At 69.5% G+C, this 23,845-nt stretch carries 24 protein-coding genes; 11 read left to right on the forward strand and 13 right to left on the reverse strand.

Annotated elements, in window-relative coordinates; translation table 11 throughout:
• Nucleotides 1-97: 97 nt before the first annotated feature.
• Nucleotides 98-751 carry an NAD(P)-dependent oxidoreductase gene (locus ACFVM3_RS27665; RefSeq protein WP_378442898.1) on the forward strand — a complete coding sequence of 218 codons (654 nt, stop codon included), beginning with the start codon at nt 98-100 and terminating at the stop codon, nt 749-751.
• Between the two features lie 62 nt (nt 752-813).
• Here ACFVM3_RS27665 and ACFVM3_RS27670 read toward each other — a convergent pair whose 3' ends face one another.
• Nucleotides 814-1,734, reverse strand: coding sequence for a proteasome assembly chaperone family protein (locus ACFVM3_RS27670; RefSeq protein ID WP_378442899.1), 921 nt, complete (start codon nt 1,732-1,734; stop codon nt 814-816).
• A gap of 147 nt (nt 1,735-1,881) precedes the next feature.
• Here ACFVM3_RS27670 and ACFVM3_RS27675 point away from each other — a divergent pair, with 147 nt between their 5' ends.
• The 7 genes from ACFVM3_RS27675 (at nt 1,882) to ACFVM3_RS27705 (ending at nt 6,834) form a co-directional block, all read left to right on the forward strand.
• Nucleotides 1,882-2,379: a PH domain-containing protein gene (locus ACFVM3_RS27675; protein WP_378442900.1), complete on the forward strand. Its 498-nt coding sequence runs from the start codon at nt 1,882-1,884 to the stop codon at nt 2,377-2,379.
• Nucleotides 2,376-3,893 (forward strand): PH domain-containing protein, encoded by a 1,518-nt coding sequence (locus tag ACFVM3_RS27680; RefSeq protein WP_378442901.1) that lies wholly within the window; start codon nt 2,376-2,378, stop codon nt 3,891-3,893. Before ACFVM3_RS27675 ends, ACFVM3_RS27680 begins: the two co-directional genes overlap by 4 nt.
• A gap of 208 nt (nt 3,894-4,101) precedes the next feature.
• Nucleotides 4,102-4,881 (forward strand): IclR family transcriptional regulator, encoded by a 780-nt coding sequence (locus tag ACFVM3_RS27685; protein ID WP_378442935.1) that lies wholly within the window; start codon nt 4,102-4,104, stop codon nt 4,879-4,881.
• Between the two features lie 122 nt (nt 4,882-5,003).
• Nucleotides 5,004-5,498: a GNAT family N-acetyltransferase gene (locus ACFVM3_RS27690; protein ID WP_378442902.1), complete on the forward strand. Its 495-nt coding sequence runs from the start codon at nt 5,004-5,006 to the stop codon at nt 5,496-5,498.
• A gap of 111 nt (nt 5,499-5,609) precedes the next feature.
• The gene (locus tag ACFVM3_RS27695) at nt 5,610-5,804 is read left to right on the forward strand and encodes a hypothetical protein (protein WP_378442903.1); all 195 of its coding nucleotides are present in this window, start codon (nt 5,610-5,612) and stop codon (nt 5,802-5,804) included.
• Nucleotides 5,783-6,205, forward strand: coding sequence for a VOC family protein (locus ACFVM3_RS27700; protein WP_378442904.1), 423 nt, complete (start codon nt 5,783-5,785; stop codon nt 6,203-6,205). Before ACFVM3_RS27695 ends, ACFVM3_RS27700 begins: the two co-directional genes overlap by 22 nt.
• A gap of 200 nt (nt 6,206-6,405) precedes the next feature.
• Nucleotides 6,406-6,834 (forward strand): MmcQ/YjbR family DNA-binding protein, encoded by a 429-nt coding sequence (locus ACFVM3_RS27705; protein WP_378442905.1) that lies wholly within the window; start codon nt 6,406-6,408, stop codon nt 6,832-6,834.
• A gap of 52 nt (nt 6,835-6,886) precedes the next feature.
• On the opposite strand, the gene ACFVM3_RS27710 is transcribed toward ACFVM3_RS27705, so the two are convergent.
• Both ACFVM3_RS27710 and ACFVM3_RS27715 read right to left on the reverse strand, forming a co-directional pair.
• Complete coding sequence (locus tag ACFVM3_RS27710) at nt 6,887-7,372, reverse strand: pyridoxamine 5'-phosphate oxidase family protein (protein ID WP_378442906.1); 486 nt, start codon at nt 7,370-7,372, stop codon at nt 6,887-6,889.
• Nucleotides 7,369-8,244 carry an NAD(P)-dependent oxidoreductase gene (locus ACFVM3_RS27715; protein WP_378442907.1) on the reverse strand — a complete coding sequence of 292 codons (876 nt, stop codon included), beginning with the start codon at nt 8,242-8,244 and terminating at the stop codon, nt 7,369-7,371. Before ACFVM3_RS27715 ends, ACFVM3_RS27710 begins: the two co-directional genes overlap by 4 nt.
• An 83-nt stretch (nt 8,245-8,327) precedes the next feature.
• Between ACFVM3_RS27715 and ACFVM3_RS27720 the strand changes: the two genes are divergently transcribed.
• Complete coding sequence (locus ACFVM3_RS27720) at nt 8,328-9,332, forward strand: GlxA family transcriptional regulator (RefSeq protein ID WP_378442908.1); 1,005 nt, start codon at nt 8,328-8,330, stop codon at nt 9,330-9,332.
• A 7-nt stretch (nt 9,333-9,339) separates the two neighbouring features.
• On the opposite strand, the gene ACFVM3_RS27725 is transcribed toward ACFVM3_RS27720, so the two are convergent.
• From ACFVM3_RS27725 to ACFVM3_RS27765, 9 genes are all read right to left on the reverse strand, one after another.
• Nucleotides 9,340-10,611 carry an aspartate aminotransferase family protein gene (locus ACFVM3_RS27725; RefSeq protein ID WP_378442909.1) on the reverse strand — a complete coding sequence of 424 codons (1,272 nt, stop codon included), beginning with the start codon at nt 10,609-10,611 and terminating at the stop codon, nt 9,340-9,342.
• Between the two features lie 306 nt (nt 10,612-10,917).
• On the reverse strand, nt 10,918-11,613 hold the full coding sequence (locus ACFVM3_RS27730; RefSeq protein WP_378442910.1) for a GntR family transcriptional regulator: 696 nt from the start codon (nt 11,611-11,613) through the stop codon (nt 10,918-10,920).
• A gap of 4 nt (nt 11,614-11,617) precedes the next feature.
• Nucleotides 11,618-12,403: an SDR family NAD(P)-dependent oxidoreductase gene (locus ACFVM3_RS27735; protein ID WP_378442911.1), complete on the reverse strand. Its 786-nt coding sequence runs from the start codon at nt 12,401-12,403 to the stop codon at nt 11,618-11,620.
• A gap of 2 nt (nt 12,404-12,405) precedes the next feature.
• Complete coding sequence (locus tag ACFVM3_RS27740; RefSeq protein ID WP_378442912.1) at nt 12,406-14,103, reverse strand: hydantoinase B/oxoprolinase family protein; 1,698 nt, start codon at nt 14,101-14,103, stop codon at nt 12,406-12,408.
• Nucleotides 14,100-16,160, reverse strand: coding sequence for a hydantoinase/oxoprolinase family protein (locus tag ACFVM3_RS27745; RefSeq protein ID WP_378442913.1), 2,061 nt, complete (start codon nt 16,158-16,160; stop codon nt 14,100-14,102). The genes ACFVM3_RS27740 and ACFVM3_RS27745 overlap by 4 nt, the downstream gene beginning before the upstream one ends.
• A complete protein-coding gene (locus ACFVM3_RS27750) occupies nt 16,157-17,788 on the reverse strand; it encodes a thiamine pyrophosphate-binding protein (RefSeq protein ID WP_378442914.1) in 1,632 nt (543 codons plus the stop codon). The genes ACFVM3_RS27745 and ACFVM3_RS27750 overlap by 4 nt, the downstream gene beginning before the upstream one ends.
• 359 nt (nt 17,789-18,147) lie before the next feature.
• On the reverse strand, nt 18,148-18,771 hold the full coding sequence (locus tag ACFVM3_RS27755) for an MSMEG_1061 family FMN-dependent PPOX-type flavoprotein (RefSeq protein WP_378442915.1): 624 nt from the start codon (nt 18,769-18,771) through the stop codon (nt 18,148-18,150).
• Complete coding sequence (locus ACFVM3_RS27760) at nt 18,764-19,921, reverse strand: NAD(P)/FAD-dependent oxidoreductase (RefSeq protein ID WP_378442916.1); 1,158 nt, start codon at nt 19,919-19,921, stop codon at nt 18,764-18,766. Before ACFVM3_RS27760 ends, ACFVM3_RS27755 begins: the two co-directional genes overlap by 8 nt.
• Nucleotides 19,905-20,918 carry a glutathione S-transferase family protein gene (locus ACFVM3_RS27765; protein ID WP_378442917.1) on the reverse strand — a complete coding sequence of 338 codons (1,014 nt, stop codon included), beginning with the start codon at nt 20,916-20,918 and terminating at the stop codon, nt 19,905-19,907. Before ACFVM3_RS27765 ends, ACFVM3_RS27760 begins: the two co-directional genes overlap by 17 nt.
• A 95-nt stretch (nt 20,919-21,013) precedes the next feature.
• Here ACFVM3_RS27765 and ACFVM3_RS27770 point away from each other — a divergent pair, with 95 nt between their 5' ends.
• Nucleotides 21,014-22,390 carry a wax ester/triacylglycerol synthase family O-acyltransferase gene (locus ACFVM3_RS27770; protein WP_378442918.1) on the forward strand — a complete coding sequence of 459 codons (1,377 nt, stop codon included), beginning with the start codon at nt 21,014-21,016 and terminating at the stop codon, nt 22,388-22,390.
• Between the two features lie 49 nt (nt 22,391-22,439).
• Here the strand turns inward: ACFVM3_RS27770 and ACFVM3_RS27775 are convergent, their stop codons facing one another.
• Nucleotides 22,440-23,426 carry a PQQ-dependent sugar dehydrogenase gene (locus ACFVM3_RS27775; RefSeq protein ID WP_378442919.1) on the reverse strand — a complete coding sequence of 329 codons (987 nt, stop codon included), beginning with the start codon at nt 23,424-23,426 and terminating at the stop codon, nt 22,440-22,442.
• 281 nt (nt 23,427-23,707) lie between these two features.
• Between ACFVM3_RS27775 and pqqA the strand changes: the two genes are divergently transcribed.
• Nucleotides 23,708-23,794: a pyrroloquinoline quinone precursor peptide PqqA gene (gene pqqA / locus ACFVM3_RS27780; RefSeq protein WP_378442936.1), complete on the forward strand. Its 87-nt coding sequence runs from the start codon at nt 23,708-23,710 to the stop codon at nt 23,792-23,794.
• Nucleotides 23,795-23,845: the final 51 nt, after the last annotated feature.

The raw sequence follows: 23,845 nt of genomic DNA on the forward strand, positions 1-23,845 counted from the left end.
ACGCGGGGGCCGGTTTCGTTGCGGTAACCGAGGGGGCCGCTCCTAGCATCGCGATCGCCGCCGGTACTCGGGTGCCGGCACCGGAAAAGGGAGCACGATGAGCAGGATCGTCATCTTCGGGGCGGGCGGACGCGGCGGGCGCCGTGCCGTCGCCGAAGCCGTGAGCCGCGGGCACCAGGTCACCGCCGCCGTACGGGATCCCGGCCGCCACCCGGATCTCGCCGGGGACAACGTCACCGTGATCGCCGCCGACGTCACCATCGCGGATGACGTCGCGAGGGCCGCCGCCGGGCACGACGCCGCGATCAGTTCCATCTACCGCGCGGACCTCCCGTCGCGCGAGTACTACCCGGCCGCCGCGCACGCGCTGATCGACGGCCTCGGCCGGGCCGGTGTCGCGAGGCTGGTCGTCGTCGGCGTCGGGTCGGCGTTGGAGATCGCTCCGGGCGTCGCCGTCCACGACCAGCCGGACTGGCCTGCCGAGCACCGCGAGTTCTCGCTCGGGCACACGGCGGAGCTGGAGGTCTTCCGTGCGTCCGGCGGCGGGCTCGACTGGGTGGTCGTCGCGCCGCCACCGGTGATGCTCGACGAACACGCCGAGCGCACGGGCGAATACCGCAGCGGGGACCACCGGGTGCTGCCGCGTGCGGCGGACGCGGGACCGTTCTCCTACGCGGATCTCGCGGTCGCGCTGGTCGACGAGATCGAGCGGCCGAAGCATTCACGGGTGATGGTCGCCATCGACCACTGAAGTCCACAGCAGTACATGAAGGCCCCCTTCCGGTGAAGGGGGCCTTCATGTACTTGGGACGTCTAGCGCTCCGGGGTCTCCCCGCCGTTCTGCTCGGCCAGGAACCGCTCGAACTGGTTGCCCAGCTCCTCGGCGGTCGGCATGTGCTCGACCGACTCCGCGAGCAGGCTCTCCTTGCCGGACGCCTCCATGAACGTGTCGTACTGCTGCTCCAGCGCGCGCACGACGTCGGCGACCTTCTCCGACCCGGCGACCTGGCGGGCGATCTCGGCCTCCGCCTCGTGCGAGGCCTCCCGCAGGTCCCCGTCCGGCAGGTTCAGCCCGGTCGCCGCGGCGACGGCGCCGAGCAGGTTCAGCGCGGCGCTCGGGTACGTCGAGTCCGCCAGGTAGTGCGGCACGTGCGCCGCGAACCCGGACGCGTCGTGCCCCCACTCGCCGAAACGGAACTCCAGCAGCCCGGCGATACTGCCCGGCACCTGCATCCGGTTGGGCAGCGGACGGTGTTCGCCGACGAGTTCGTTCCGCGTCGCGTGCGCGGTCACGCCGAGCGGCCGGGTATGCGGCGCGCCCATCGGGATGCCGTGGAAACCGGTGGTGAGCCGGACGTCCCAACGTTCGACCAGCCCGCGCACCGCCGCGCAGAACCGCTCCCAGTCGTGGTCCGGTTCCGGCCCGGTGAGCAGCAGGAACGGCACGCCGTCGGCGTCGTGCAGCAGGTGGACGACCAGTTCGGGGGCGTCGTAGGCCTCCCAGTGGTCGATGGCGTAGGTCATCGCCGGGCGGCGCGAGCGGTAGTCGATGAGGCGGTCGACGTCGAACCGCGCGATCACGCGGTGCTCGGACGAGTTCAGCAGCTGCTCGGCGACGAGCTTGCCCGCCGAACCCGCGTCCATGAAGCCGTCGAAGTAGTGCAGGAGCACGGCCCCGCCGAGGTCAGGGACGTCCGAGTCCACCTCGTACAGGTCTTCCGGGTCCAGCGCCACCAGATCCTCCAGGTTTCGTGGGTACGACCGTCTACAGGTGGCAACGCCCCGATAGGGGGTATCCATTCCGCCGACGGTGGCTTGGATCCTATCGGTCCGTGACAGCCGTCGTGGGCGATCCACACGGAGGTGGTGCAGGGTGGAGGGGTGACAGAAGAGACGCTCGGCCTGCGCCCGCCCGCCAATCGGGTGAGCAGGCGCGCCATCGGCTACTGGACGGTGTGGGCCGCGGTCGGCTGGGCGATCCTCATCGGCGCGCAGACGGTGTTCGTGCTCACGAGCGACGACGCGCCGACGTGGCTCACGGTGACCTTGACGATCTCCTGCGTGGTCGCGCCGCTGCATCTGCTGGTCATGCCGCAGTGGCGCTACCGGATCCACCGCTGGGAGGTCACCGGCGAGGCCGTGTACACCCAGGAAGGCTGGCTCAGCCAGGAGTGGCGGATCGCGCCGATCTCGCGGATCCAGACCGTCGACATCGAACGCGACCCGGTCGAGCAGCTGTTCCGGCTGGCGAAGATCACCGTGACGACGGCGTCGGCCGCGGGCCCGGTCAAGATCGCCGGTCTCGACCACGCCGAAGCGCTGAAGCTGGCCGCGGAACTCACGAAGACCACGCAGGCCACTCCCGGTGACGCGACATGAGCACCGAGGCACCACCGGACGCCGCCGGCCAGTGGCGCCGGCTCGACCGCCGGATGCTGCTGGTCCGCCCCGTGCTCGACGTCGTGAAATCGCTGCCCGTGCTGATCGGGACGGTGATCCTCGGGCGGGGCAACGGCTGGGAGTGGTTCGGGCTCGGCGTCACCGCGCTGACCGTGCTCGTCGGTGTGTCGCACGTGCTCACTTCCCGGTACCGCATCGCCGACGGCCAGGTGGAATGGACCACGGGCCTGTTGCTGCGCAAGCATCGCGCGATCCCGCTGGACCGGGTGCGCACGGTCGACGTCACCTCGGAACCCAAGCACCGGTTGTTCTCCCTCAGCGCCGTGCGCATCGGCACCGGACGGCATTCGGCCGCCCAGGGCGCGAACGGCGATCAGCTGGTGCTCGACGCCGTCAGCCAGGCGGAGGCCCACCGGCTGCGCACGGTTCTCTTGCACCGCAAGGAGATCACCACCGAAGCCGAGGCCCCGCCGCCCGAGCAGGTCGTGGCGGAGGTCGACCGCAAGTGGGTGCGGTACGCGCCGTTCACCCTTTCCGGGCTCGCCGTGGTGGGCGCGATCTTCGCCGCGGTCTGGCATTTCGCGCACCAGCTGAACATCGCCCCGGAGAACGTCGGCCCGCTACGGGATCTCATGGACGATCTGGCGAACACGGCGGTGTGGCTGATCGTGGTCGTCGCGGCGGTCACCCTGCTCGTGGCCGTCTCCTTGCTCTCCGTCGGCGGCTACGTGCTGTCGTTCTGGAATTTCAAGCTCACCCGGGAGACGGAAGGCACCCTGCACGTCCGGCGCGGGCTGATCACGACGCGTTCGGTGTCCATCGAAGAAGAACGGCTTCGCGGCGTCGAGGTGAAGGAGCCGCTGCCGCTGCGGATCGCGGGCGGGGCGCGGCTCACCGCGATCGTGGGCGGGCTTCGTGAGGGCAAAGGCGGGGACAAGGGCGGTGGGCTTCTCCTGCCACCCGCGCCCGTCGGCCGGGTCCACGAGGTCGCGGCCGAGGTGCTGCGGGAGAACTTCGACCCGGCCACCGTCCCGTTGAACCGGCATCCGCGGCGGGCGCTGACCAGGCGGCTCACCCGTGCGGTGGGCGGCGTGCTGTTCCTGGCGGCCGCCCTGTTCGGCTTGGCGTGGATCGATTTCCTGCCCTCGTGGATGTGGCAGGTCGCGCTCGCCCTGGTCCCGCTCGCCGCGCTGGTGGGCTGGGACCGCTACCGCAACCTCGGCCACGCGATCGTCGGGCGGTACCTGGTCAGCCGGTCGGGTTCCCTGGCACGGGCGACGGTGGCGATCCGGCGCGAAGGGGTCACCGGCGTCGTCGTCAGCCGTTCGTTCTTCCAGCGCCGGGCCGGATTGATCACCGTGACGGCCCCGATCGCGGCGGGCAAGGGCGGCTATCGGGTGGTCGACGTCGGCGAATCGGCCGGGCTGGCGATGGCGGAACAGGCCGCGCCCGGTCTGCTCACACCTTTCCTGCGCCGGGAGGTTCAGCGGTAGCCGTCGAGGCCGGTGATTCCGAATTCCTTGGCCGATTCGCCACTGGACACCGATTTCCCCGTTCCGGCGGGCGGCTTCCAGGAATGGCGAAAAGCGGCCGCGCCCTGCCGAAGAAAGTCCGCTTGCTCGTGGACCAAAGACCCTGGTCCGCAATTCACACAATGTGCTAGTTTCTTGACTCTTCGTGATTCTCCGGCGAGAGGTCGAGATGACGCCTGCCGCACGATCCCTGGACACCCCCGCCCCGCCGAAACGCACCCCCGGCGCCAGCAGTTCGCGCAAAGTACTGCAGCTGCTGCTCTCCTTTTCCGAACGCCGCTGGGACGCGAGCGTCGCCGAACTCGCGGCGAGGATCGGCACCCCGGTAGCCACGACCTATCGCTATGTCGCACTACTGAAGGAACTTCAGCTCTTGGAGGAGGGAAGGACGGGGCGCTACCACGTGACGAGCCAGGTGATGCCGCTCGCGCGGGCCGCGCAACTGGCCAACGACCTCGCCCGGCTGGCTCGTCCGGCGATGGAGGAGGCGGCCCGCGACCTCGGCGAGACGGTGCTGCTGTTCCAGCATTTCGGCGAATCCGCGGTCTGCGCGGACCGGGTCGAATGCGAACGCGCGATGCGCTTCACCTTCCAGCCGGGGCATTCCGTCCCGCTCGGCACCGGCGCGTCGGGCAAGATGCTGCTCGCCATGCTGCCGGAGGGCGAACGCGAAAGGCGCCTTTCGTCGATCGTCCAGCGCCGCGGCCCGAGCGTGCGGGAAGAGGTCAAACGCGCCGGGGCGAATCGATTCGCGGTCAGCTGGGGCGAACTGGACGACGGCGTCTGGTCGTGTTCCGTGCCGATCCCGAACGCCGGACACCGGCCCGCGGTGCTGACACTGGCCGCCCCCGCCACCCGGATCGGCGACGACGCGAAACGAGCCGCCATCGTCGCGCTCCAGTCCTACGCGAGCAGGATCCACCGCGCCGTCTCGTCGTTCGCCCTCTGATCACGCGTGTTCGCCCCCCAATCACGCGTGTTCGCCCCCTGATCACGCGAGTTCGCCCTCCAATCACGCGTGTCCCCTAATTCACGAGCCTCCACGCGCCGCCGCGGGGTAGAACTCGATCCGTGATCCGACTCGCCACCCTCGAAGACCTTCCCGTACTCCAGGACATCGAACGCGCCGCCGGCGAACCGTTCCGCGCGCTCGGCATGGCCGCGATCGCCGACGACGACCCGCCGTCGATCGCGGACCTCACGGCCTTCCAGCGCGCGGGCCGGGCCTGGGTGTGGGAGACGGGCGACGGGCCGGTGGCGTACCTGCTCGCCGAGATCGTCGACGGCCACGGCCATATCGAGCAGGTGTCCGTCCATCCGGATCACGCGCGCCGAGGTCTCGGGCGGCGGCTGATCGAGCACGCCGCGGAGTGGGCTTCGCGCGAAGGGCTCGCCGGACTGACGCTGACGACGTACGCCGAGGTTCCGTGGAACGCGCCGTACTATGCCCGGCTCGGCTTCGCGACGCTCGACGAGGAGAGCCTCACAGACGGCCTGCGAACCGTCCGGGACCACGAAATCGCCCGCGGCCTGGACGCGTGGCCACGGGTGACCATGCGTCGATGACCCGCCCGGGGGGTTGGGTTGGCGACCGGCGTCGAACATGTGTTCTACTGTCGGCGCCGGCCCCGGAGGGGGAAGCTCCGCGGGCCGGCACCGGACTTCAGGGAGGCACGGATGGCGGTCAAGATCACCCATCTCACCAACGGGCAGCAGGTGCGCTTCGCCAACGCGGACGGCGCCCGGCGCTACGCCGAGATCATCGGCGGCGGGGTCGACAAATGGCGGTTCACCGTGGTCAGCGGGTATGACCGCCCGGAATTGTCGGGGCGGGTCGTTAATGTGCCGGTATGGCGTATGACTTCCAGGTGACCGTGGACTCAGCCCATCCACACGCCCTCGCGGGCTGGTGGGCGGAGATGCTCGGGTGGCGGGTCGAGGAGAGCAACGAGGAGTTCATCCGCGAGATGATCGCCAAGGGGTATGCCTCCGAGGAAGCGACGACCACACACAACGGGGTCCTGGTGTGGAAGGACGGCGCGGCGATCGTCCACCCGGAGACCGGGCAGCGGTTCCTCTTCCAGCTGGTGCCCGAAGGGAAAACGGTGAAGAACCGGCTGCACCTCGACATCCGGATGGGGGCGGGCAAGATCGAGGCCGAGCTCGAGCGGCTGATCGCGCGCGGTGCGACGTTCCTGCACCGCGGCAAGCAAGGGCCCGCGGAGTGGATCACCATCGCGGACCCTGAGGGCAACGAACTCTGCCTCTCCTGAGGCGGGCCTGCGAGGGCCCGCCACTGGGGGTGTCATGAAGGGACCTGGTCCCGTCGGCTGTGCCCTTCATGACCGAGCGCGCGGCCCTCGTGCGCGTGAAGGCCCCTTCCCTCGGCTGAGCCGAGGGAAGGGGGCCTTCACGCGCTTCAAGTGGCGTCAGCTCGGCTGATTCTCACGCGAACCCCAGATAAGCTGAATCCGTGTCGGACGAAGGTCGGCGACCAGCCAAGGTCGAAGACGTGCACGCCCTCGCGCTTGGCATGCCGCACGTGACGGTGGAGCGAGGGACCGCGGGAAACCCGGTCTACCAGGTGGGCCGGAAGTCGTTCGTCTTCTTCCGTACCCCGCGGCCCGACGCCTTCGACCCCGAGACCGGTGAACGCTACGACGACGTGATCGTGTTCTGGACCCCGTCGGAAGCGGACAAGCAGGCGATGGTGCAGGACGAAGCATCACCGTTCTTCACCACTTCCCACTTCGACGGACATCCATCGGTGCTGGTGCGCGCCTGCCGCATCGGCGAGCTGACCCACGACGAGCTGTCCGAGGTCGTCCAGGACGCCTGGCTCGCCCAAGCCTCCGCCCGGCGCGCGTCCACGTGGCTCCGAAACCACGAAGGGCGTCAGTAGAGCAAGCCTCGTGAGTGGTAAGGACGGTTAGGGCCAAGGGTGTCTTAGGTACCTACGTGGGTTCCGGCTTCCGCCAGATCCGGCTGCGCAGGTCGGCGCCGCGGATCACCTGGATCCGCCACGGCGTCAGGCGCAGCACATGCAGCCGCGGGTCGGACGGTGCCTGCCAGAAGTTGCCGAGTGGGTAGCCGGCACCGCGCGGGCTGGTCTTGCGGTACAGGTCCCACACATGCTCCTTGACCGAGAGCTCGTTGTCCCAGACGGCCACCGCGTCGACCGCCACCGAGTTGTTCCCCGGTGCCCAGTAAGAGAAATTGGTGTGCGGGTTGCCCTCGAGGTGGGCCGCCTTCACCGGCGTCCGATAGGTGGCCAGCCAGCCGAGCGGAAGACCGTCGACCTTCTCCCACACCGGGATGAGCACCCGGGTTCGCGGGCGGTTCCGGGCGTCGACGGTCACCATCGTGGCGTAGTTGATGGCTCCGACGTAGCTGTTGAACTCGGCTTCCAGCTCACCGAAGTCCCGGGTCGTCGTGCTCATGCGGCGCTCCGGAAGGACTCGACGGCACGCGAGAGGCTGGCCGCGCCGTGTCCGGCCTCGATCTGCCGGTCGATCAGGTCCTTGATCGGGAGCAGGGTGTCCGCCGGAACGTCCAGCGCCCGGCTGGCCCGGATGATCGTGCTCAGCCCCGCCTGGTTCATGACCAGGCTCGACTCGCCGTCGGTGTATCCGCCGCGGTCGATCTCCTCGGCGAAGGTGGTCAGCGCCGGGAACGAATCCGCCAGCCAAGACAGCAGCATCGGCGTCAGTTCGGTGGCGCGCACCCCTGCCGCCGACGCCATCGCCGTGGCGTGCAGGAAGCCGCCGATCATGCCGTACATCCCGGCCAGGATGGCGACGTCGTAGCCCGACGCGAGACCGGCGTCGGCGCCGAGGAAAGCGCCTTTCCCCAACAAATCCAGCTTCGGCTGCCAACGCCGGTGAACGGCCTGGGCACCGCTGTAGCTGATCGACGATCCGGCGGTGCCGATCGTCTGCGGCACCGCGTAGACGGCTCCGTGCAGGTACTGCGCCCCGCGTTCGGCCGCCCAGGTCGCCAGCTCCCGCGCGTCCTCCGGCCCGCCGGAGGTGACGTTGACCAGCGCGCGCCCGGCGACGGCATCGCCTGCCGTCGTCAGGACCTGCCGGGCGACGGTGGCATCGAGCAGCGCGACGAGCACGAGGTCGCTCGCCGCGATCGCCTCCGCGGCGGTCGGCGCCGCCGTCGCGCCCGCCGCGACGAGCGCGTCCGCCTTGGTGGTGTCGCGGTTCCAAACGGTCGTGGGAATCCCTTGGCGCAAAAAGGTTTCAGCCAGCGCGTGGCCCAGATTGCCGAGGCCGATGACGGCGACTCGCTCAGGTGTCGTACTCATGTGACCAGCCTCGTGGCCCGCGCTTCCCGCTGCCAGTGACACTGATGACCGGAACCACCAAATTCGTGCCATAGGATGTGGCCATGAGCGCTGGTTCGGTCGCCCTGGTCGTCCCCGAGGAGATCGGGATCGCCTTCTGGGACCTGTACGAGGTGAGCATCCCCGCCACCGTTTTCGGGATGCCCCAGCCCGATCTCGCCGACCCCTGGTACGACCTGCGGCTGTGCGGAACCGGTGACCGCGCCGCGGAAGCGGCCCCCGGGTTCGCGCTGCGCACCCCGTACCGGCTCGACGACATCGTCGGCGCCGAGACGGTCATCGTGTCGTCGGTGCCGGACGAGGTCCTCAGCGACGGCGCGCCGGTCTCGCCAGAGCTGATCAGCGCGTTACGGCGCGCCCACGACGCGGGTGCGCGGATGGTCTCGCTGTGCTCCGGCGCCTTCGCGCTCGCCGAGGCCGGGCTGCTCGACGGCCGTCGAGCGACCTCGCACTGGATGCACACCGCGCAGCTGGCCGAGCGGTTCCCCGAGGTCGAGGTCGACGACTCCGTGCTCTATGTGGACGACGGCGACGTACTCACCAGCGCCGGGATGACCGCCGGCCTCGACCTGTGCCTGCATCTGGTCCGGCGCGACCTCGGGGCGCACGTGGCCAACCAGCTGGCCCGCCGGATGGTCGTACCCGCGCACCGGCCGGGCGGACAGGCCCAGTTCATCGATCTCTCCGTTCCCGCCACCGACGATCAGGGGCTGGCACCGGTGCTCGACTGGGCGAGGGCGCATCTCGACCGGCCGTTGACGATCGAAGATCTCGCCCGGCGCGCCATGATGAGCCGCCGGACGTTCTACCGGCGTCTCCAGCAGGCGACCGGCACGACACCGCTCCAGTGGCTGCTGACCCAGCGGCTCTCCCGGGCGCAGAGCCTGCTGGAATCGACCGCCCTGCCGGTGGAGAGGATCGCGGAGCTCAGCGGTCTCGGCACCGCGAACAACCTGCGCCACCATTTCCTCAAACAGGTCGGTGTCTCGCCCGCCGCCTACCGGAACGCGTTCCCGCGGCAGCCACCGGTGATCGCCGCCGCGGGATGACAGCGGCCTAGGCGAGCTTGTCCAGCGCACGCGGCAAAGCCGTCGCGAGCAGGTCGAGTTCCGTCTCCCCGGCGATCAACGGCGGCGACACCGCGATCCCCTTGGCCAGGTTCCGCACGAGGACGCCTTCGTCCCGCGCCAGCCGTTGCAGCCGGTTCGCCGCACCGGGGTTCGCCTCGATGACTTCGGCCTTCAGCTCGACCGCGCCGAGGAAGCCCAGCCCGGCCCGGACCTCCGCCACCAACGGATGCGAAGCGAGCCCGGAAAGCGCGTCGGCCAGTGGCTTCTCCAGTTCCCGCCCACGCGGGATGAGCCCGTCGCGCTCGTAGATGTCCAGCGTCGCGTTCCCCGCGGCACACGCGACCGGATGCCCGGCGTACGTCGCGCCGTGCCGCAATACCGGCGCACCCGGCGCGCCGGTGAAGAACGGCTCGGCCACCCTCGGCGCGACGATCAGCGCGCCGAGCGGGATCGTGCCGCCGGTGATGCCCTTCGCGGTCGTGATCATGTCCGGTTTCACGGCCCACCGGTCGATTCCGAACCAGGTACCCAGCCGTCCGAACGCGGCGATCACGCAGTCCGCGACGAACAGCACGTCGTGTTTGCGGCAGATCTCCGCGACCGTCTCGATGTACCCGTCCGGGGGAAGGAGGACGCCGCCCGCGCCGATCACCGGTTCGCAGAAGAACGCCGCGACCCGCTCCGGCCCGACCCGCACGATCTCGGCTTCGAGCGCTTCGGCGCTGTCGTACGGCACGTGCGAGAAGTCGCCCGGCAGCGGCCCGAAGCCCACCGCGTTGGCCGCGATGCCGCCGACGGCCGTACCGAAACCGTGGGTGCCGTGGTAACCCTGCACCCGGCCGATGACGTGCACCTTCTCCGGGCGCCCGGTGTGGGCGAAGTACGAACGGGCGACCTTGACCGCGGTGTCGATGGCGTCACCGCCGCCCGAACCGAAGAACACCTTCGAGCCCGGTTCGGGTGCCAGCGCGGAGACGCGTTCGGCGAGCTTCAGCGCGGGCTCGTTGGCGTGGTAGCCGAACAGGTTGTACGAATCGAGCGTCCGCAACTGGTCCGCGACGGCCCGCGCGATCTCCTCGCGCCCGTGCCCGAAGTTCGCGTACCAGAGCGACGCGGTCGCGTCGAAGTACCGCTTCCCCTCGTCGTCCCAGACGTAGGAACCCTCACCGCGGGTGATGACGAGCCGGTCGCCGTCGACCGCTCCCATGTCCGCGAACGGGTGCCACAGCGGATTGCGCGCGGACGCCGACGAAACCATGATCTTCCTCCTCGTGCTCGTGCCCCCATCCTCACCCGGATCGAGCCGGGGCGCGAACACTCCATCGTGCACAGTTCGCGCTTCGGACCTGTCCGGACTGTAGCCGCGCCCGGGGGACTCGACAGATGTCGTGAAAGCCACTTTCGGGACATCAGGTGTCCCGAAAGTGGCTTTCGCGACACCCCAGGATCGGCGGCGGACACCTACCCGCGGCCCTTCTGGCAGTTGTTGCGAAAGCCACTTTCGCAACCTCCAGCGTTGGGAAAGTGGCTTTCGCAACGCGCTGGAAGCGCCACCCGCCTCCGCTCAAGACTCCCGTCGGTCGTAAGCGGCCAGCAGCTGCTTCTCCGCGTCCCGCAGGTACTTCTCCAGCGCCGTCTCGGCCGGCCCGAACCGCCCCCGCTCCAGATCCCGCAGGATCCGCTCGTGCCGCTCCAGGAACGGTTCGAAGAACGCCCGCGTGTTCTCCGCCAGCACGAAGAAGAGCCGCGTCTCCGCGAGCACCTGGCGCATCGTCGTGCTGACCCGCTCGCTGCCCGCCAGGTCGCCCACCGCCTGGTGGAACGCGATACTCGCGGTCCCGACGCCCTGCCAGTCACCTTCGTCGGCCGCCGCACGGCCCTCCCGGACCGCGGTCGCGACGGCCGAGAGGTCCACAGTGGACAATTCGGCCGCGCGCCGCAGCGCACCGCATTCGGTGACCCGCCTCATCACGTACAGATCCGAGATGTCCTGCGCGGTCAGCTCCCGCACGAACACGCCGCGGTTGAGTTCGTGCACCGCGAGCCGTTCGTGCGCCAGTAGCTGGAAGGATTCGCGCAGCGTGTTGCGCGAGACGCCCAGCGCGGCGCTGATCGACGGTTCCGAAAGCCTCGACCCGGGCGGGAACACACCTTCGGTGATGCGCTGGCGCAGGATCTCGGCGACCCGTTCCGCCGTTCCGCTCCGTTCGAGCAAAGGTCTGTCGCTGGCCAGCGTCTCCTCGGCGGCAGATGTGGACATCGCGCTACCTGACACCGAGTTCGAAGTCCAGGCTGTACCGGTTGCCCGGCATGGCGCCGGCGGCCTTGGCGCCGTCGATCGGGAGGGCGACCCCGTTGACGAACCGGGATTCGTCACTGGCCAGGAAGACCACCGCTTTCGCGACCTCCCACGCCTCGCCGACCCGTGCCGCCGGTGTGCTCGCGGTCAACTGGTGTTGCTTGGCTTCGAAATCCTCCGGAGAGGCGAGTGTGCCGCGCAGCATGTCCGTGTCGATCGCGCCCGGGTTGACCGTGTTCGCGCGGATGCCCTGGTGCGCGTGCGCGACGGCGATCGACTTCGTCAGGCCGACCAACGCGTGCTTGGTGGCGTTGTACACCGGGTCGCCGGGGCGGCCCATCACCCCGCCGTTGGACGACGTCGTGACGATGCTGCCCGCCTTGTTCGCGATCATATGCGGCAGTACCGCACGCGTGCCGAGGAAGGCCGCGCGCACGTTCAGCGCGAAGATGTTGTCGAACTCCGCCAGCGTGGTGTCCACCAGCGGCTTCCCGAGGTGGATGCCGACGTTGTTGAACAGCACGTCGATCCGGCCGGTCTCGGCGACCACACCGCGCACGAATGCGTCGACCTGTCCTTCGTCGGTGGCGTCCACAAGGGACTGACGGGCGCCTTCGACGGCTTCGGCGGGTTCGCGGATGTCACTGGAGAACACGGTCGCGCCCTCGGCGACGAACTCCTTCACGGTGGCGAGACCGATGCCCCTCGCGCCCCCGAAGACCACCGCGACCTTGCCGGCCAGCCGACCCATGCTCATTTCCTCCCTCTCGACGAAACCGCTGTGTAGTCCTCCGGAAGGCGCACCAGCGCCTCGGGATCTCCGTGATAGGTGACCTCGACGCCGTACAGTTCGCGCGCCGCATCCACCGAGACGTACCCGTCGACGACGTCGGCGAGCACGGCCTCCGGATCGCGCTCGTGTGGGTCGCCGTAACCGCCGCCGCCTGGGAGGATCACGTTCACCACGTCGTCCGTACGCAGATTCACCCGGCTCTTCGACGGCAAGGGACCGCGGGTCAGCTCGAAGCGGCCCACCGCGCCGTCGTGTCCCGAGTCCACACCGGACGCCGGCCGGAGCACGCGATCGACGTTCCCGTTGACGCTCCACGAGATTTGACCGCGGGCGGACATGGTGGTGCACTGGCCGAGGCCGCCGCGCCATCGCCCGGCGCCGCCGGAATCCGTGCGCAGTACACGTTCGCGCTGGATCAACGGCGCCATCGTCTCGATGACCTCCGTCGGCGTGGACCGCAGCCCGCTCGGGAACCCCGTGGTGTTCAGTCCGTCCTTTGTGGACCTCGCGCCGACCCCGCCGGTCTGGAAGACGTTGAGCATGAACTCGCGGCCCTCGTCGTCGGCCCCGCGCCAGATCGTCATCCACAACGCGTCAGCGCTGTGCGCCATGGCATCGCAGGGCAGGGCGGTGATCAGCAGCGACGGCAGGAAGTGCCCGATCAGATGCCGGGACGCGACCGGCGCGGGCGGCGTGCAGTTGAGCACCGAACCCTCCGGCGCGGTGACGTGCACCGGCCGGAACGAGCCCGCGTTGTGCGGCACCTCCGGCGAGATCGCCGCCTTGACCGCGAACGACGCGTACGCCCTGGTGTAGTTCAGGACGACGTTGATGCCACGGCGGCTCTGTGGCGACGAGCCGGCGAAATCGAGGTGGATGTCCTCGCCGTCGATGGTCACGGCGACCTTGAGGACGACGTCCTCGTCGTCGAACCCGTCGGTCACCAGCTCGCTCGTGTAGGTGCCGTCCGGCAGTTTCGCCAGCGCGTCCCGCAGTGCCCGCTCGGAGCGGTTCATGATCTCGGCCGCGACGTCGTCCAGCGAATCGAGCCCGAACTCCTCCAGCAGCCGCACCAGGCCGGCGGCACCGACCTCGTTCCCGGTGACCTGCGCGTACAAGTCTCCGATGGTCTCCTCCGGCGTACGGACGTTCGCGCGGATCAGCAGTTCGAGATCCGCGTTGACCTCGCCCGCGCGGAGGAACTTCATGATCGGGAGACGCAGGCCCTCTTCGAAGACCTCGCTGGCCTCGGCGGAGACCAGGCGCCCGCCGATGTCCGGGGCGTGGCAACAGGAAGCGAACCACGCGACCAGCCGTCCCCGCAGGAACACCGGCGTCGCGACGGTGATGTCGTTGATCTGCCCGGCCGTCTGCCACGGATCGTTGGTGAGCAGGACGTCGCCGGGTTCCAGCGTCTCCGGCGGGTACGCGGCGACGAAATGGTGCATCCCGGTCGCCATCGCGTTGATGTGGCCCGGCGTCCCGCCGACGGACTGGCCGATCATCTCGCCGCGGGAGTCGAACACCGCGCAGGCGAGATCCAGCGATTCCCGCACCACGGACGAGAACGCCGTGTTGACAAGCGCGTTCTGTTGTTCGGCCAGGATCGAGTGCAGCCGGTTTCCCAGCACTCCGACCAGAATCGGGTCGACGCTCATACCGTCACCACCAGACCGGCGTCCTCGCCGACGACACAGCGCGCACCCGGCGGAACGACCACAGTGGACTCTCGTTCCTCCACAATGGCCGGACCTTCGACCCGATCGCCCGGGTTGAGCCGGTACCTGTCAAACACCGCAGTGTCGACAAAGCCACCCTCGGCGGGGAAATATGCTGGACGGCTCCCCTTGCGCGCGTCGCCTTCGGCCTCGGCACCCGCGAGTTTCAGCGTGACCTCCGGCGCCGGGCCGCTGGAGACGACGCGCCAGTTCAGCACCTCGATCGCGACGTCCGGCCCGGTCCGCCGGTACAACGTCCGGTAGGTCTCGGTGAACGCGTCGATCAGCGACACCGGCCACTCCCCGCCCTCGACCGGCACCCGGATCTCGTAGCCCTGCCCGGAGTAGCGCATCTCGGCGATCCGGCGGTGCGTCACGTCCGCACCCTCCACACCGGACTTCTCCAGCAGTTCCGTGCCTTCGGCCTCCATCTCGGCGAACAGCGCGTCGACCTGGTCCCAGGAAAGGTCGAGCACCGCGGAGCGCGCCGAACGCACGAAGTCGAAAGCCAGCGGCGCGGTGAGGAATCCCGCCGCGCTGAGCACTCCGGCGGCGGGCGGCGCGACCACCTCGGGCGCGCCGAGCGCCCGTGCCACCCCGACGCCGTGCACCGGACCGGCGCCTCCGAACGTGAACATCGGCAGCTTCGCCGGATCCTTGCCCCGCTCGACGGCGTGGACGCGGGCGGCGTTCGCCATGTCCTCGTTGACGCTGGTGTGGATGCCCCAGGCGGCCTCTTCGACACTGACGCCGAGCGGCCCGGCGATCTTCGAACGGATCGCCTCGCGCGCGCCCGCGAGGTCCAAAGTCATTCCGCCGCCGAGGAAATACCCCGGATCCAGGTAGCCGAGCACGAGGTCGGCGTCGGTCACGGTCGGCTCGGTGCCGCCTCGTCCGTAACAGACCGGGCCGGGCTCGGACCCCGCCGAATCCGGGCCGACGGTCAGCAGGCCGAGCGCGTCGATCCGCGCGATCGAGCCGCCGCCGACCCCGATCTCGATCATATCCGTGACCGGCACCTTGACCGGCAGCCCGGAACCCGGCAGCAGCCGGTACTTCCGGTCCACTTCGAACTCGTGTGTCACCAGCGGCGCGCCGCCGGAGATCATGCACAGTTTCGCCGTCGTGCCACCCATGTCGAAGGCCAGCAGATCCCCGATCCCCGCCGCGGACCCGATCGCGGACGCGGCCAGCGCCCCGCCCGCCGGCCCGGATTCGAGGATGCGGATCGGGTGGCGCACGGCGGTGTCCACCGTCGCGATCCCGCCGTTGGACAGCATGATATGCGGCGACGGCCGCACCCCGACGTCGTGCAGGCGCCTTTCCAGGTCACGCAGATAGCGTTCGGTGAGGTCCTGGACGTAGACGCATCCGACCGTGGTCGACATCCGTTCGAACTCGCGGATCTCGGGGACGACCTCGCTGGAGAGCGCGACCCGCAGCCGGGGCGCGACCTCCCGCAGCACCTCGGCCGCCCGCCTTTCGTGCGCGGGATTCGTGAAGGCGTGCAGGAAACAGATCGCCACCGCGCCGATCCCCCTGGCGTCGAGCTCCCGGCCGAGCCGCGCGACGTACTCCTCGTCCAGTCCTGTGTGGACAGACCCGTCGGCGAGGATCCGCTCGGGGACGTCGAACCGCAGATGACGTGGCACCAGCGGCGTCGGCAGTTCGATGAGCAGGTCGTACAGTTCGTACCGGTGCTCGCGCCGCATCTCCAGTACGTCGCGGAAACCGGCCGTCGCCAGGAGAGCGGTGCGCGCCCCCTTGCGTTCGATCAGCGCGTTCGTCACCAGGGTCGTGCCGTGCACGAACCGCTCGACGTCACCCGCGTCCAGCCCCGCGTCGGCGAGTGTCCTCTTGAGACCTTCCTCGACCGCGCGGGCGGGTTCGTCGTGCGTCGTCAGCACCTTGCCGACGGCCACGACCCCGGTCTCGTCGAGCACGCAGAGATCGGTGAACGTGCCGCCGATGTCCACGCCGACGCGGAGCCCGGTCACGGGGATTCCTTGCGGTACCAGCGCGGCGAGGTGTTGAGCGGGGGCGCCATCTTCGCGCGCACGACCAGCACGTTGGGCTCGTCGGACTCGACGAATTCGCCGAGCAGCCGCCGGAACGCCCGCCCGAACCCGGAGACGCGGTCCGCGTGCACCCCGAAAGCCCTTGCCAGGCCGACGAAATCGGGACTGTCCCAGTCGACACCCCGGCGGGGCAACCCCGCGCGATCCTGGTCGTATCGGAGCATTCCGTAGCCGCCGTCGTCGACGACGATCACCGTGACCGGGAGCTGTTCCTGCGCCAGCGTGTGCAGATCGCCGCAGCCGAACAGGAAACCGCCGTCACCGCTGACGCAGATCGCGCGGCCGACGCCCGCGGCACCCGCGCCGAGCGCGGCGGGGAAGCCATAGCCGAGGGTGCCCCAGCCCATCGGGTACGCGAGCTTGCGCGGCGCGCGGACGCGATGGAACCCGCCGATCCAGTACCCGGCCACGCACATGTCCGCGACCACGACCGCGTCCTGCGGCAACACCTCGTCCAAAGTGGACAGTAGGTCCGCGGCCTGCGGCTCCTCCTCCTTGATCCGCCGCCGGACACGGGCGGAGACCTTGGCGAGCCTGCCGACGAGTGCCGCGATACCGGGCCGTTCCTCGACTTTCAGCGCCTCGACGAGCACCCTGGCGTCCCCGACCAGCGTGATGTCCGGCCGGTAGTTCTTGGCCGCGTCGTCCGGGTCGACGTTGATCGCGATGAGCTTCTTCGGCTGCGGCATCAGCCAGTTCTGCGTCATCAGCCCGTCGAAGTCGGTGCCGATCGCGAGGACGACGTCGGCCTCGTCCCACAGCGCGCCGACCTCGGGCGCGTGCACCGGATTCGGGGCGAGGCAGGGATGATCGACCGGCAGGAGCCCACGGGCGCCGAACGTGGTGAGCACCGGCGCGGCCAGCCGTTCGGCGAGTTTCCCGATCGCCTCACCCGCCTCGGCGCGCAGGGCGCCGCCGCCCGCCCAGATCAGCGGCCGGTCCGCGGTGGCCAGGAGCGCCTCGGCCTCGGTGAGATCCGGGATCTCGGACGGCCGGGCGTGCGACCGCGGCGGGCGGCGCGCCGGCGTCCGCTCCGACAGGAAGTCGGCGGGGATGCCGAGGTAGACCGGACCGCTCTGCGGCTGGAGCGCGAGCCGGGCCGCGCGATGGAGGGTGGCGGCGACCTGGTCGGCACTCGTGACGGTGAACCCCGCCTTGGTGACCGGCGCGAACATCGCCTGCTGGTCCGACGTTTCGTGCAGCACTCCACGGACCACGCCCGGCCGCCGCAGCGTGGACGGGATGTCGGTCGCGATGATCAGCACCGGCGCGGCGGAGGCCATGGCCTCGCCGACGGCCGCGAGCGTGTTCGCCGCGCCGGGTCCCGTGGTCACCAGCGCGACGCCGAGCTTCCCCGTCGCGCGGGCGTAACCGTCGGCCGCGTACCCCGCCGTCTGCTCGTGCCGGACGCCGACGAGCCGGATGTCCGTATCGGCCAGCGCCTCCCATAACGGCAGGTTGTGCACCCCGGGGAGACCGAAGACGACTTCGGTCCCCAGAGCGGTCAGCGCGTCGGCGAGATGCTGGGCTCCGGTGGGTGCAGGCACCTCGCCGATAGTGCCAGATCGTTCAACGATCCAGCAACCGCCGCGGTCGGTCTCGTGAGTGGTAAGGACGGTTGTCCACGGGTGACGCAAAGGTGCCGGGTCGCGGGGGGTCGCTCGCGGCCGTGAGGCGACCGTGTCGCGAAAGCCACTTTCGGGACGTCAGGCGTCGCGAAAGTGGCTTTCGCGACGCATCTCGGCCGTGGGTTCAGCAAGGGCCACGTCCCGGGTGCAGCGAAGCGCCCCCTTCGCTAGCGCACCCTCCCCCTTCGTTGCGAAAGCCACTTTCGCAACGTTGAAGGTTGTGAAAGTGGCTTTCGCAACCTGCCAACCTTGCTTACCCCTCAAGACCACTCACGAGGTCAGTACAACCCGGCCGAGTAGGCGGCCGGGGCGTAATAAGCCTCGAGGTCGTCGATGCTGTCGTCCGGCCGCTCGAAGGTCTTCGAGATCACCGCCCGCGACGGCAGCGAGCCGGGCGCCCAGCTCTCCGGCGACCAGAGGTTCGACCGCATGAACGCCTTCTGGCAGTGGTGGAAGATCTCGTCGATGTCGACTACCAGCGCGAGCTTCGGCCGGTTGCCCTTCACGATCATGTCGTCGAAGAACGGCGCCTCCCGCACGAGCCGCGCGCGGCCGTTGATCCGCAGCGTGTCGCCGCGGCCCGGGATCAGGTAGATGAGCCCGACGTGCGGATTCGACAGGACGTTGCGGAACCCGTCGGCGCGCCGGTTGCCGGGGCGCTCAGGGATGGCGATCCGCGTGTCGTCCAGCACCAGCGTGAACCCGGCCGGGTCGCCCTTCGGCGAGACGTCGCAGGTGCCGTCGGCCGCCGACGTCGCGATCAACACGAACGGCGACTCCGCGAGCCACTGGCGGTCCATCTCGTGCAGCTTCGGTCGCGCCTTGTTCGCGGTCCGCTCCAGCGGCGGCGGCAGGATCTCGCGCAGCTCGGCCTCGGTGGTGACCTCGACGAACTCAGACAATGTTGTGCTCCCTCGTCACGGCCCGGTCGCCGGCGAACCGGCGGACGTCGAGCCCGGTGATGTCGATGGCCGGGACCCTCCCCAGGTAGAGGTCCCGCACGAGCTCCCCCACCGCGGGGCCCATCTGGAACCCGTGTCCCGAAAAGCCGGTCGCGTAGAAGAACCGCGTCAGGTGGACGCTTTCCCCCACGATCTGGTTGCGGTCGGGGGTGACCTCGTACAGTCCGGCCCAGCCGCCGCGGATCCCCGCGTCGAGCACCGCGGGCACCCGGCGCGCGGCGATCTCGGCGAGTTTCGGCAGCCAGTCGCCCGGCCGATAGCGGGTGTCGAAACCGGGGTCGCCGTCACCTTCGCAGAAGGACATCGCCAGGCCGGGGCCTTCGCGGTGGAAGTAGAAGGCGGACGGCATCTCGATGGTCAGCGGCACGGACGCGGGCAGATCCGCGACCGGGCCGGTGAAGACGACCTGCCGCCGGAACGGCCGCACCGGCAGGTCGACGCCGGCGAGTTCGCCGATCCGGCCCGACCACGCGCCCGCCGCGCAGACCACCGCGTCCGTCCGCACGAAACCGGCACCGGTCCGGACGCCGGTGATCTCGTCACCGTCGCGTTCGATCCCGACGACCTCGATGCCGGTCCGGAGCACCGCGCCGTGCCCGCGAGCCGCCCGCGCGTAGCCCTGGACGGCGGAGTCCGGGGTCGCCTTGGCGTCGTCCGGCGACCACAGCGCCGCGACCACGCCCTCGGTGTCGATCAGCGGGGAGAGCCGCCGCGCTTCGGCGGGCTCGACGAGACGGCTGCGGACGCCGTAGGAGTTCTGCAGTTCGGCGCAGCGTTCGAATTCGGGCAGGTCCGCGGGGTCGGTGACCAGGTACAGGTAGCCGTCGCGGCGGAAGTCGATCTCGGTCCCGTACGTCTCGGCGAAGGAGGCGTACTCGGCGAGCCCGCGCAGCCCGATCTCGATGTTGACCCGGGTAGTGAACGACGACCGGATCCCGCCCGCCGCCTTCGCCGTCGAGCCCGCGCCCAGGATGTCGCGTTCGAGCAGCAGCACCGAGACCCCGGCGGCGGCGAGCCGGTACGCGCAGCTGACCCCGATGATGCCGCCGCCGATCACGACGACGTCGGCGCGTTCAGGAAGTGGCTCCATCCGTGTCCCCGATCCGTTCGTCCTCGGGCGGCGGTCCCGGCGGCGTGCCGTCGCCGAACGGGCGCCCGCCCAGCTGCTCCCGGTGGTGCGGCGTCGTCCAGCCGGAGAGGTCCGGTCCCAAAGGGACGATCCGCGTCGGGTTCACCTGCTCGTGCACCGCGTAGTAATGCCGCTTGATGTGGTCGAAGTCGACGGTGTCACCGAAGCCCGGCGTTTGGAAGAGGTCGCGGGCGTAGGCCCACAGCACCGGCATTTCGGTCAGTTTGTTCCGGTTGCACTTGAAGTGCCCGTGGTAGACGGCGTCGAAGCGGACGAGCGTGGTGAACAACCGGATGTCCGCTTCGGTGATCGTGTCACCGACGAGGTAGCGCTGCTTTTCCAGCCGCTCGGAAAGCGCGTCCAGCATGGCGAAGAGCCGGGTGTAGGCGTCCTCGTACGCGGCCTGCTTGGTCGCGAAACCGGCTTGGTACACGGCGGCGTTGACGTCGGCGTAGACCCCCGCGTTGACGGCGTCGATCTCGTCGCGAAGTCGCTCTGGGTAGAGGTCGGGCGCGCCGGGCCGGTGGAGGCTGGTCCATTCGGTGGACAGATCGAGGGTGATCCGCGGATAGTCGTTACTCACCAGCCGTTTGCTCGGAATGTCCACAATGGCCGGAACGCTGATCCCGCCCATGTAGTGCGGATCGGCCGCGTGATAGGCCTCGGCCAGGTACTTGATACCGAGTACGGGATCCCGGTCGCCGGGATCGAGGGTGAACCGCCAGCTCTTCTCGTCCTGGATCGGATCGGCGACGGCCACGCTCAGCGCGGACTCGAGGCCGAGCAGCCGCCGGACCACCAGGCCGCGGCTGGCCCAGGGACAGGCCCGGCTGACCACCAGCCGGTATCTCCCCGCCTCCACCGGCCAGCCGTCGCGGCCGTCGGCGGTGACACGCGCGTCGAAATGGTTGGCGGACCGACGGAACTCACCCGTCTGCGGATCGGTCGGGATCGTCATGTGACCCACCCTAAAGCGTGAGAAGGTGGTTTCGGTGTGCGTAGACTCTGGCACCCGGCGTGCTCGCACGCCGCCGCGCGGAAGGTGGTCCGACGATGCCGTTCATGCCCGTGACCGACTCGATGTTCCTTCTCGTGGAAACGCGCGAACATCCGATGCACGTCGGCGGACTGCAACTGTTCAAGAAACCCGAGGGCGCGGGGCCCGACTATCTGCGTGACGTCCGCAAGAGCCTGCTCGAGTCCGACAACATGCGCTCGGTGTTCCGGCGCCGTCCCGCCCGGCCGGTCAACACCGCCGGGCATATCGCCTGGGCGACCGACACCGATCTCGAACTCGACTACCACTTCCGCCATTCGGCGCTGCCCCAGCCCGGCCGGATCCGCGAACTGCTGGAGCTGACCGGCCGCTGGCACAGCACCCTGCTCGACCGGCACCGTCCCCTGTGGGAGATCCACCTGGTCGAGGGTCTCCAGGACGGCCGGTTCGCGATCTACAGCAAGATCCACCACGCGCTGATGGACGGCGTCTCGGCGCTGCGGCATCTGCAGGGCACGCTGTCGGACGACCCGGCCGACCTCGACTGTCCGCCGCCGTGGGGGCGCCGCGCCGAACCGGACGGCGGCCGCAACGGCAAGGTGTCGCCGTCGGTGTTCAGCACCTTCGGCAAGACGGTCAACCAGCTCGCCGGTATCGCGCCCGCCGCGATGAAGGTGGCGCGGGAGGCGTTCCAGGAGCACACGCTCACGCTGCCGGCGCAGGCGCCGAAGACGATGCTGAACGTGCCGATCGGCGGGGCCCGCCGGTTCGCCGCGCAGTCGTGGTCGCTGGACCGGGTGCGCAAGGTGGCGACCGCCGCCGGGGTGTCGCGCAACGACGTCGTCCTCGCGATGTGCTCGGGCGCGCTGCGGGACTACCTGATGGAGCAGAACGCGCTCCCCGACGCGCCGCTGACCGCGATGGTCCCGGTTTCCTTGCGGCGCAAGGACAGCGGTGACGCGGCGGGGAACAACATCGGCGCGCTGCTGTGCAACCTCGCCACCCATCTGACCGATCCCGCCGCCCGGCTGGCGACGATCAACGCGTCCATGCGGAACGGGAAGAAGCTCTTCTCGGAGCTGACCCCGCTGCAGACGCTGCTGCTGTCGGGTATCAACGTCGCCCAGCTCGGCGTGTCCCCGATCCCCGGCTTCGTGAACAACACGAAACCACCGTTCAACCTGGTGATCTCCAACGTGCCGGGGCCGCGCAAGCAGATGTACTGGAACGGCGCGGCGCTCGACGGCATCTACCCGGCGTCGGTGCTGCTGGACGGGCAGGCGCTGAACATCACGCTGACCAGCAACGGGGACAACCTGGACTTCGGCGTCACCGGTTGCCGCCGGAGCGTGCCGCATCTGCAGCGCATCCTGACCCATCTGGACACCGCGCTCGCCGAACTCGAACACGCCGTGGCCCTCCCCCGCGTTTAGTCCTCTGAACGCGGTGGTCCCCCGCATTCAGAGGACTGAACGCGCTGGGCTAGCTGCCGTCGGAGACGTAGAGGGCGCCCGGGGTGATCGTGTACAGCTGACCGTCCGGGCCGGCGGTCGCGTCACGCGTGCGGCCGAGGTTGGTCCAGAGCTTGCCGCCGTTGCCGTTCAGGTCGAGTTTGTACGTGCCACCCTTCAGCGACGCCATGTACAGCGAGCCCTTGTAGGCCGCGAGCCCGCTCGGCGTCGCCGAGGACGTCGGCCAGGACTTGACCGGGTTGGTCATCCCGGCGGTGTTGCACGGGCCTTCGCAGGTCGGCCAGCCGTAGTTCTTGCCCGGCTCGATCTTGTTCAGCTCGTCGAGCCTGTTCGCACCGATGTCGGAGACGTACAGCTGCCCGTTCGCCCAGGTCAGGCCCTGGACGTTGCGGTGGCCGTAGGAGTAGACGCGGCTGTTGAACGGGTTGCCGGGAGCGGCCGCGCCGTCGGTGGTGACCCGCAGGACCTTGCCGCCGAGGGAGTTCTTGTTCTGCGCGTTGGCGCCGTTCTGTCCGTCGCCGGTACCCGCGTAGAGGTAGCCGTCCGGGCCGAACCGGATCCGTCCGCCATGGTGATACTGCGACCCACGCGGGATGCCGGTGACGATCGGCGTCGGCGTCTGGCCCAGCTTCAGCTTGGCGATCCGGTTGTCGGAGCTGGTCGTGTAGTAGATGAAGACCGTCTGGTCGGTGGCGTAGTTCGGCGAGACGGCGATGCCGAGCAGGCCGGCCTCCGCGGTGACGCTCACCCCGGGAATGGTCTGGACCGTGGTGACCTTGCCCGCCTTGTCGATCTTGCTGATCGTCCTGGCGTCCTTCTGCGTGAAGACGCCGGTGCCGTCGGGCAGGAAGTCGATCGACCAGGCCTGGTTGAGGCCGCTCGCGAGCTGTCTGATCGCCTGGATCGACGGCGGCGCCTCGGCGGCGGCCGGGACGGCCGCGATCGACACGGCCGTCACCGCGGCGAACGTGGCGGCGAGAGTACGACGTAAGGACATGGGACGCCTCCTTCAGTGACAACCCTGGAGCACCCGTCGAGTGGGATAGAAACACACAACATAACGAAACGGACACCACTGGACGGGCTAGCGGACGCGCGGGCTGTTAACCGTTGTGTGCGCCGAGCGTGACGAATCGGGCGCCGCGATCGGCCATAGGTAGGAAACTTTACAAAACGCCGCCGGAAGTCGGACCTTACGTCTGGTCAGAATCGGCGACCCGCTTCTAGGGTGACGGTGGCCCGGCCCTGTTCGATCCGATGTGGACGTTAGGAGCAGAAATGATCGAGGAATGGACCACCCCCGACTTCGTCGAGTACGAAACCCCCATGGAGGTCACCGCTTACGCGGCCCGCATGGAGGACTGAAACCTCCTCCGGTGGTGGGGGCCCGTCCCCCGCCACCGCCGCCGTCCCGAT

Source organism: Amycolatopsis sp. NPDC057786 (assembly GCF_042797905.1).
Taxonomy (GTDB): domain Bacteria; phylum Actinomycetota; class Actinomycetes; order Mycobacteriales; family Pseudonocardiaceae; genus Amycolatopsis.

Coding starts and splice junctions, on each gene's coding strand:
- ACFVM3_RS27665 (WP_378442898.1), top strand. CDS start 98: ATGAGCAGGATCGTCATCTTCGGGGCGGGCGGACGCGGCGGGCGCCGT.
- ACFVM3_RS27680 (WP_378442901.1), top strand. CDS start 2,376: ATGAGCACCGAGGCACCACCGGACGCCGCCGGCCAGTGGCGCCGGCTC.
- ACFVM3_RS27685 (WP_378442935.1), top strand. CDS start 4,102: ATGACGCCTGCCGCACGATCCCTGGACACCCCCGCCCCGCCGAAACGC.
- ACFVM3_RS27695 (WP_378442903.1), top strand. CDS start 5,610: ATGGCGGTCAAGATCACCCATCTCACCAACGGGCAGCAGGTGCGCTTC.
- ACFVM3_RS27700 (WP_378442904.1), top strand. CDS start 5,783: ATGGCGTATGACTTCCAGGTGACCGTGGACTCAGCCCATCCACACGCC.
- ACFVM3_RS27710 (WP_378442906.1), bottom strand. CDS start 7,372: ATGAGCACGACGACCCGGGACTTCGGTGAGCTGGAAGCCGAGTTCAAC.
- ACFVM3_RS27715 (WP_378442907.1), bottom strand. CDS start 8,244: ATGAGTACGACACCTGAGCGAGTCGCCGTCATCGGCCTCGGCAATCTG.
- ACFVM3_RS27720 (WP_378442908.1), top strand. CDS start 8,328: ATGAGCGCTGGTTCGGTCGCCCTGGTCGTCCCCGAGGAGATCGGGATC.
- ACFVM3_RS27725 (WP_378442909.1), bottom strand. CDS start 10,611: ATGGTTTCGTCGGCGTCCGCGCGCAATCCGCTGTGGCACCCGTTCGCG.
- ACFVM3_RS27730 (WP_378442910.1), bottom strand. CDS start 11,613: ATGTCCACATCTGCCGCCGAGGAGACGCTGGCCAGCGACAGACCTTTG.
- ACFVM3_RS27735 (WP_378442911.1), bottom strand. CDS start 12,403: ATGGGTCGGCTGGCCGGCAAGGTCGCGGTGGTCTTCGGGGGCGCGAGG.
- ACFVM3_RS27740 (WP_378442912.1), bottom strand. CDS start 14,103: ATGAGCGTCGACCCGATTCTGGTCGGAGTGCTGGGAAACCGGCTGCAC.
- ACFVM3_RS27760 (WP_378442916.1), bottom strand. CDS start 19,921: ATGGAGCCACTTCCTGAACGCGCCGACGTCGTCGTGATCGGCGGCGGC.
- ACFVM3_RS27765 (WP_378442917.1), bottom strand. CDS start 20,918: ATGACGATCCCGACCGATCCGCAGACGGGTGAGTTCCGTCGGTCCGCC.
- ACFVM3_RS27770 (WP_378442918.1), top strand. CDS start 21,014: ATGCCGTTCATGCCCGTGACCGACTCGATGTTCCTTCTCGTGGAAACG.
- ACFVM3_RS27775 (WP_378442919.1), bottom strand. CDS start 23,426: ATGTCCTTACGTCGTACTCTCGCCGCCACGTTCGCCGCGGTGACGGCC.
- pqqA (WP_378442936.1), top strand. CDS start 23,708: ATGATCGAGGAATGGACCACCCCCGACTTCGTCGAGTACGAAACCCCC.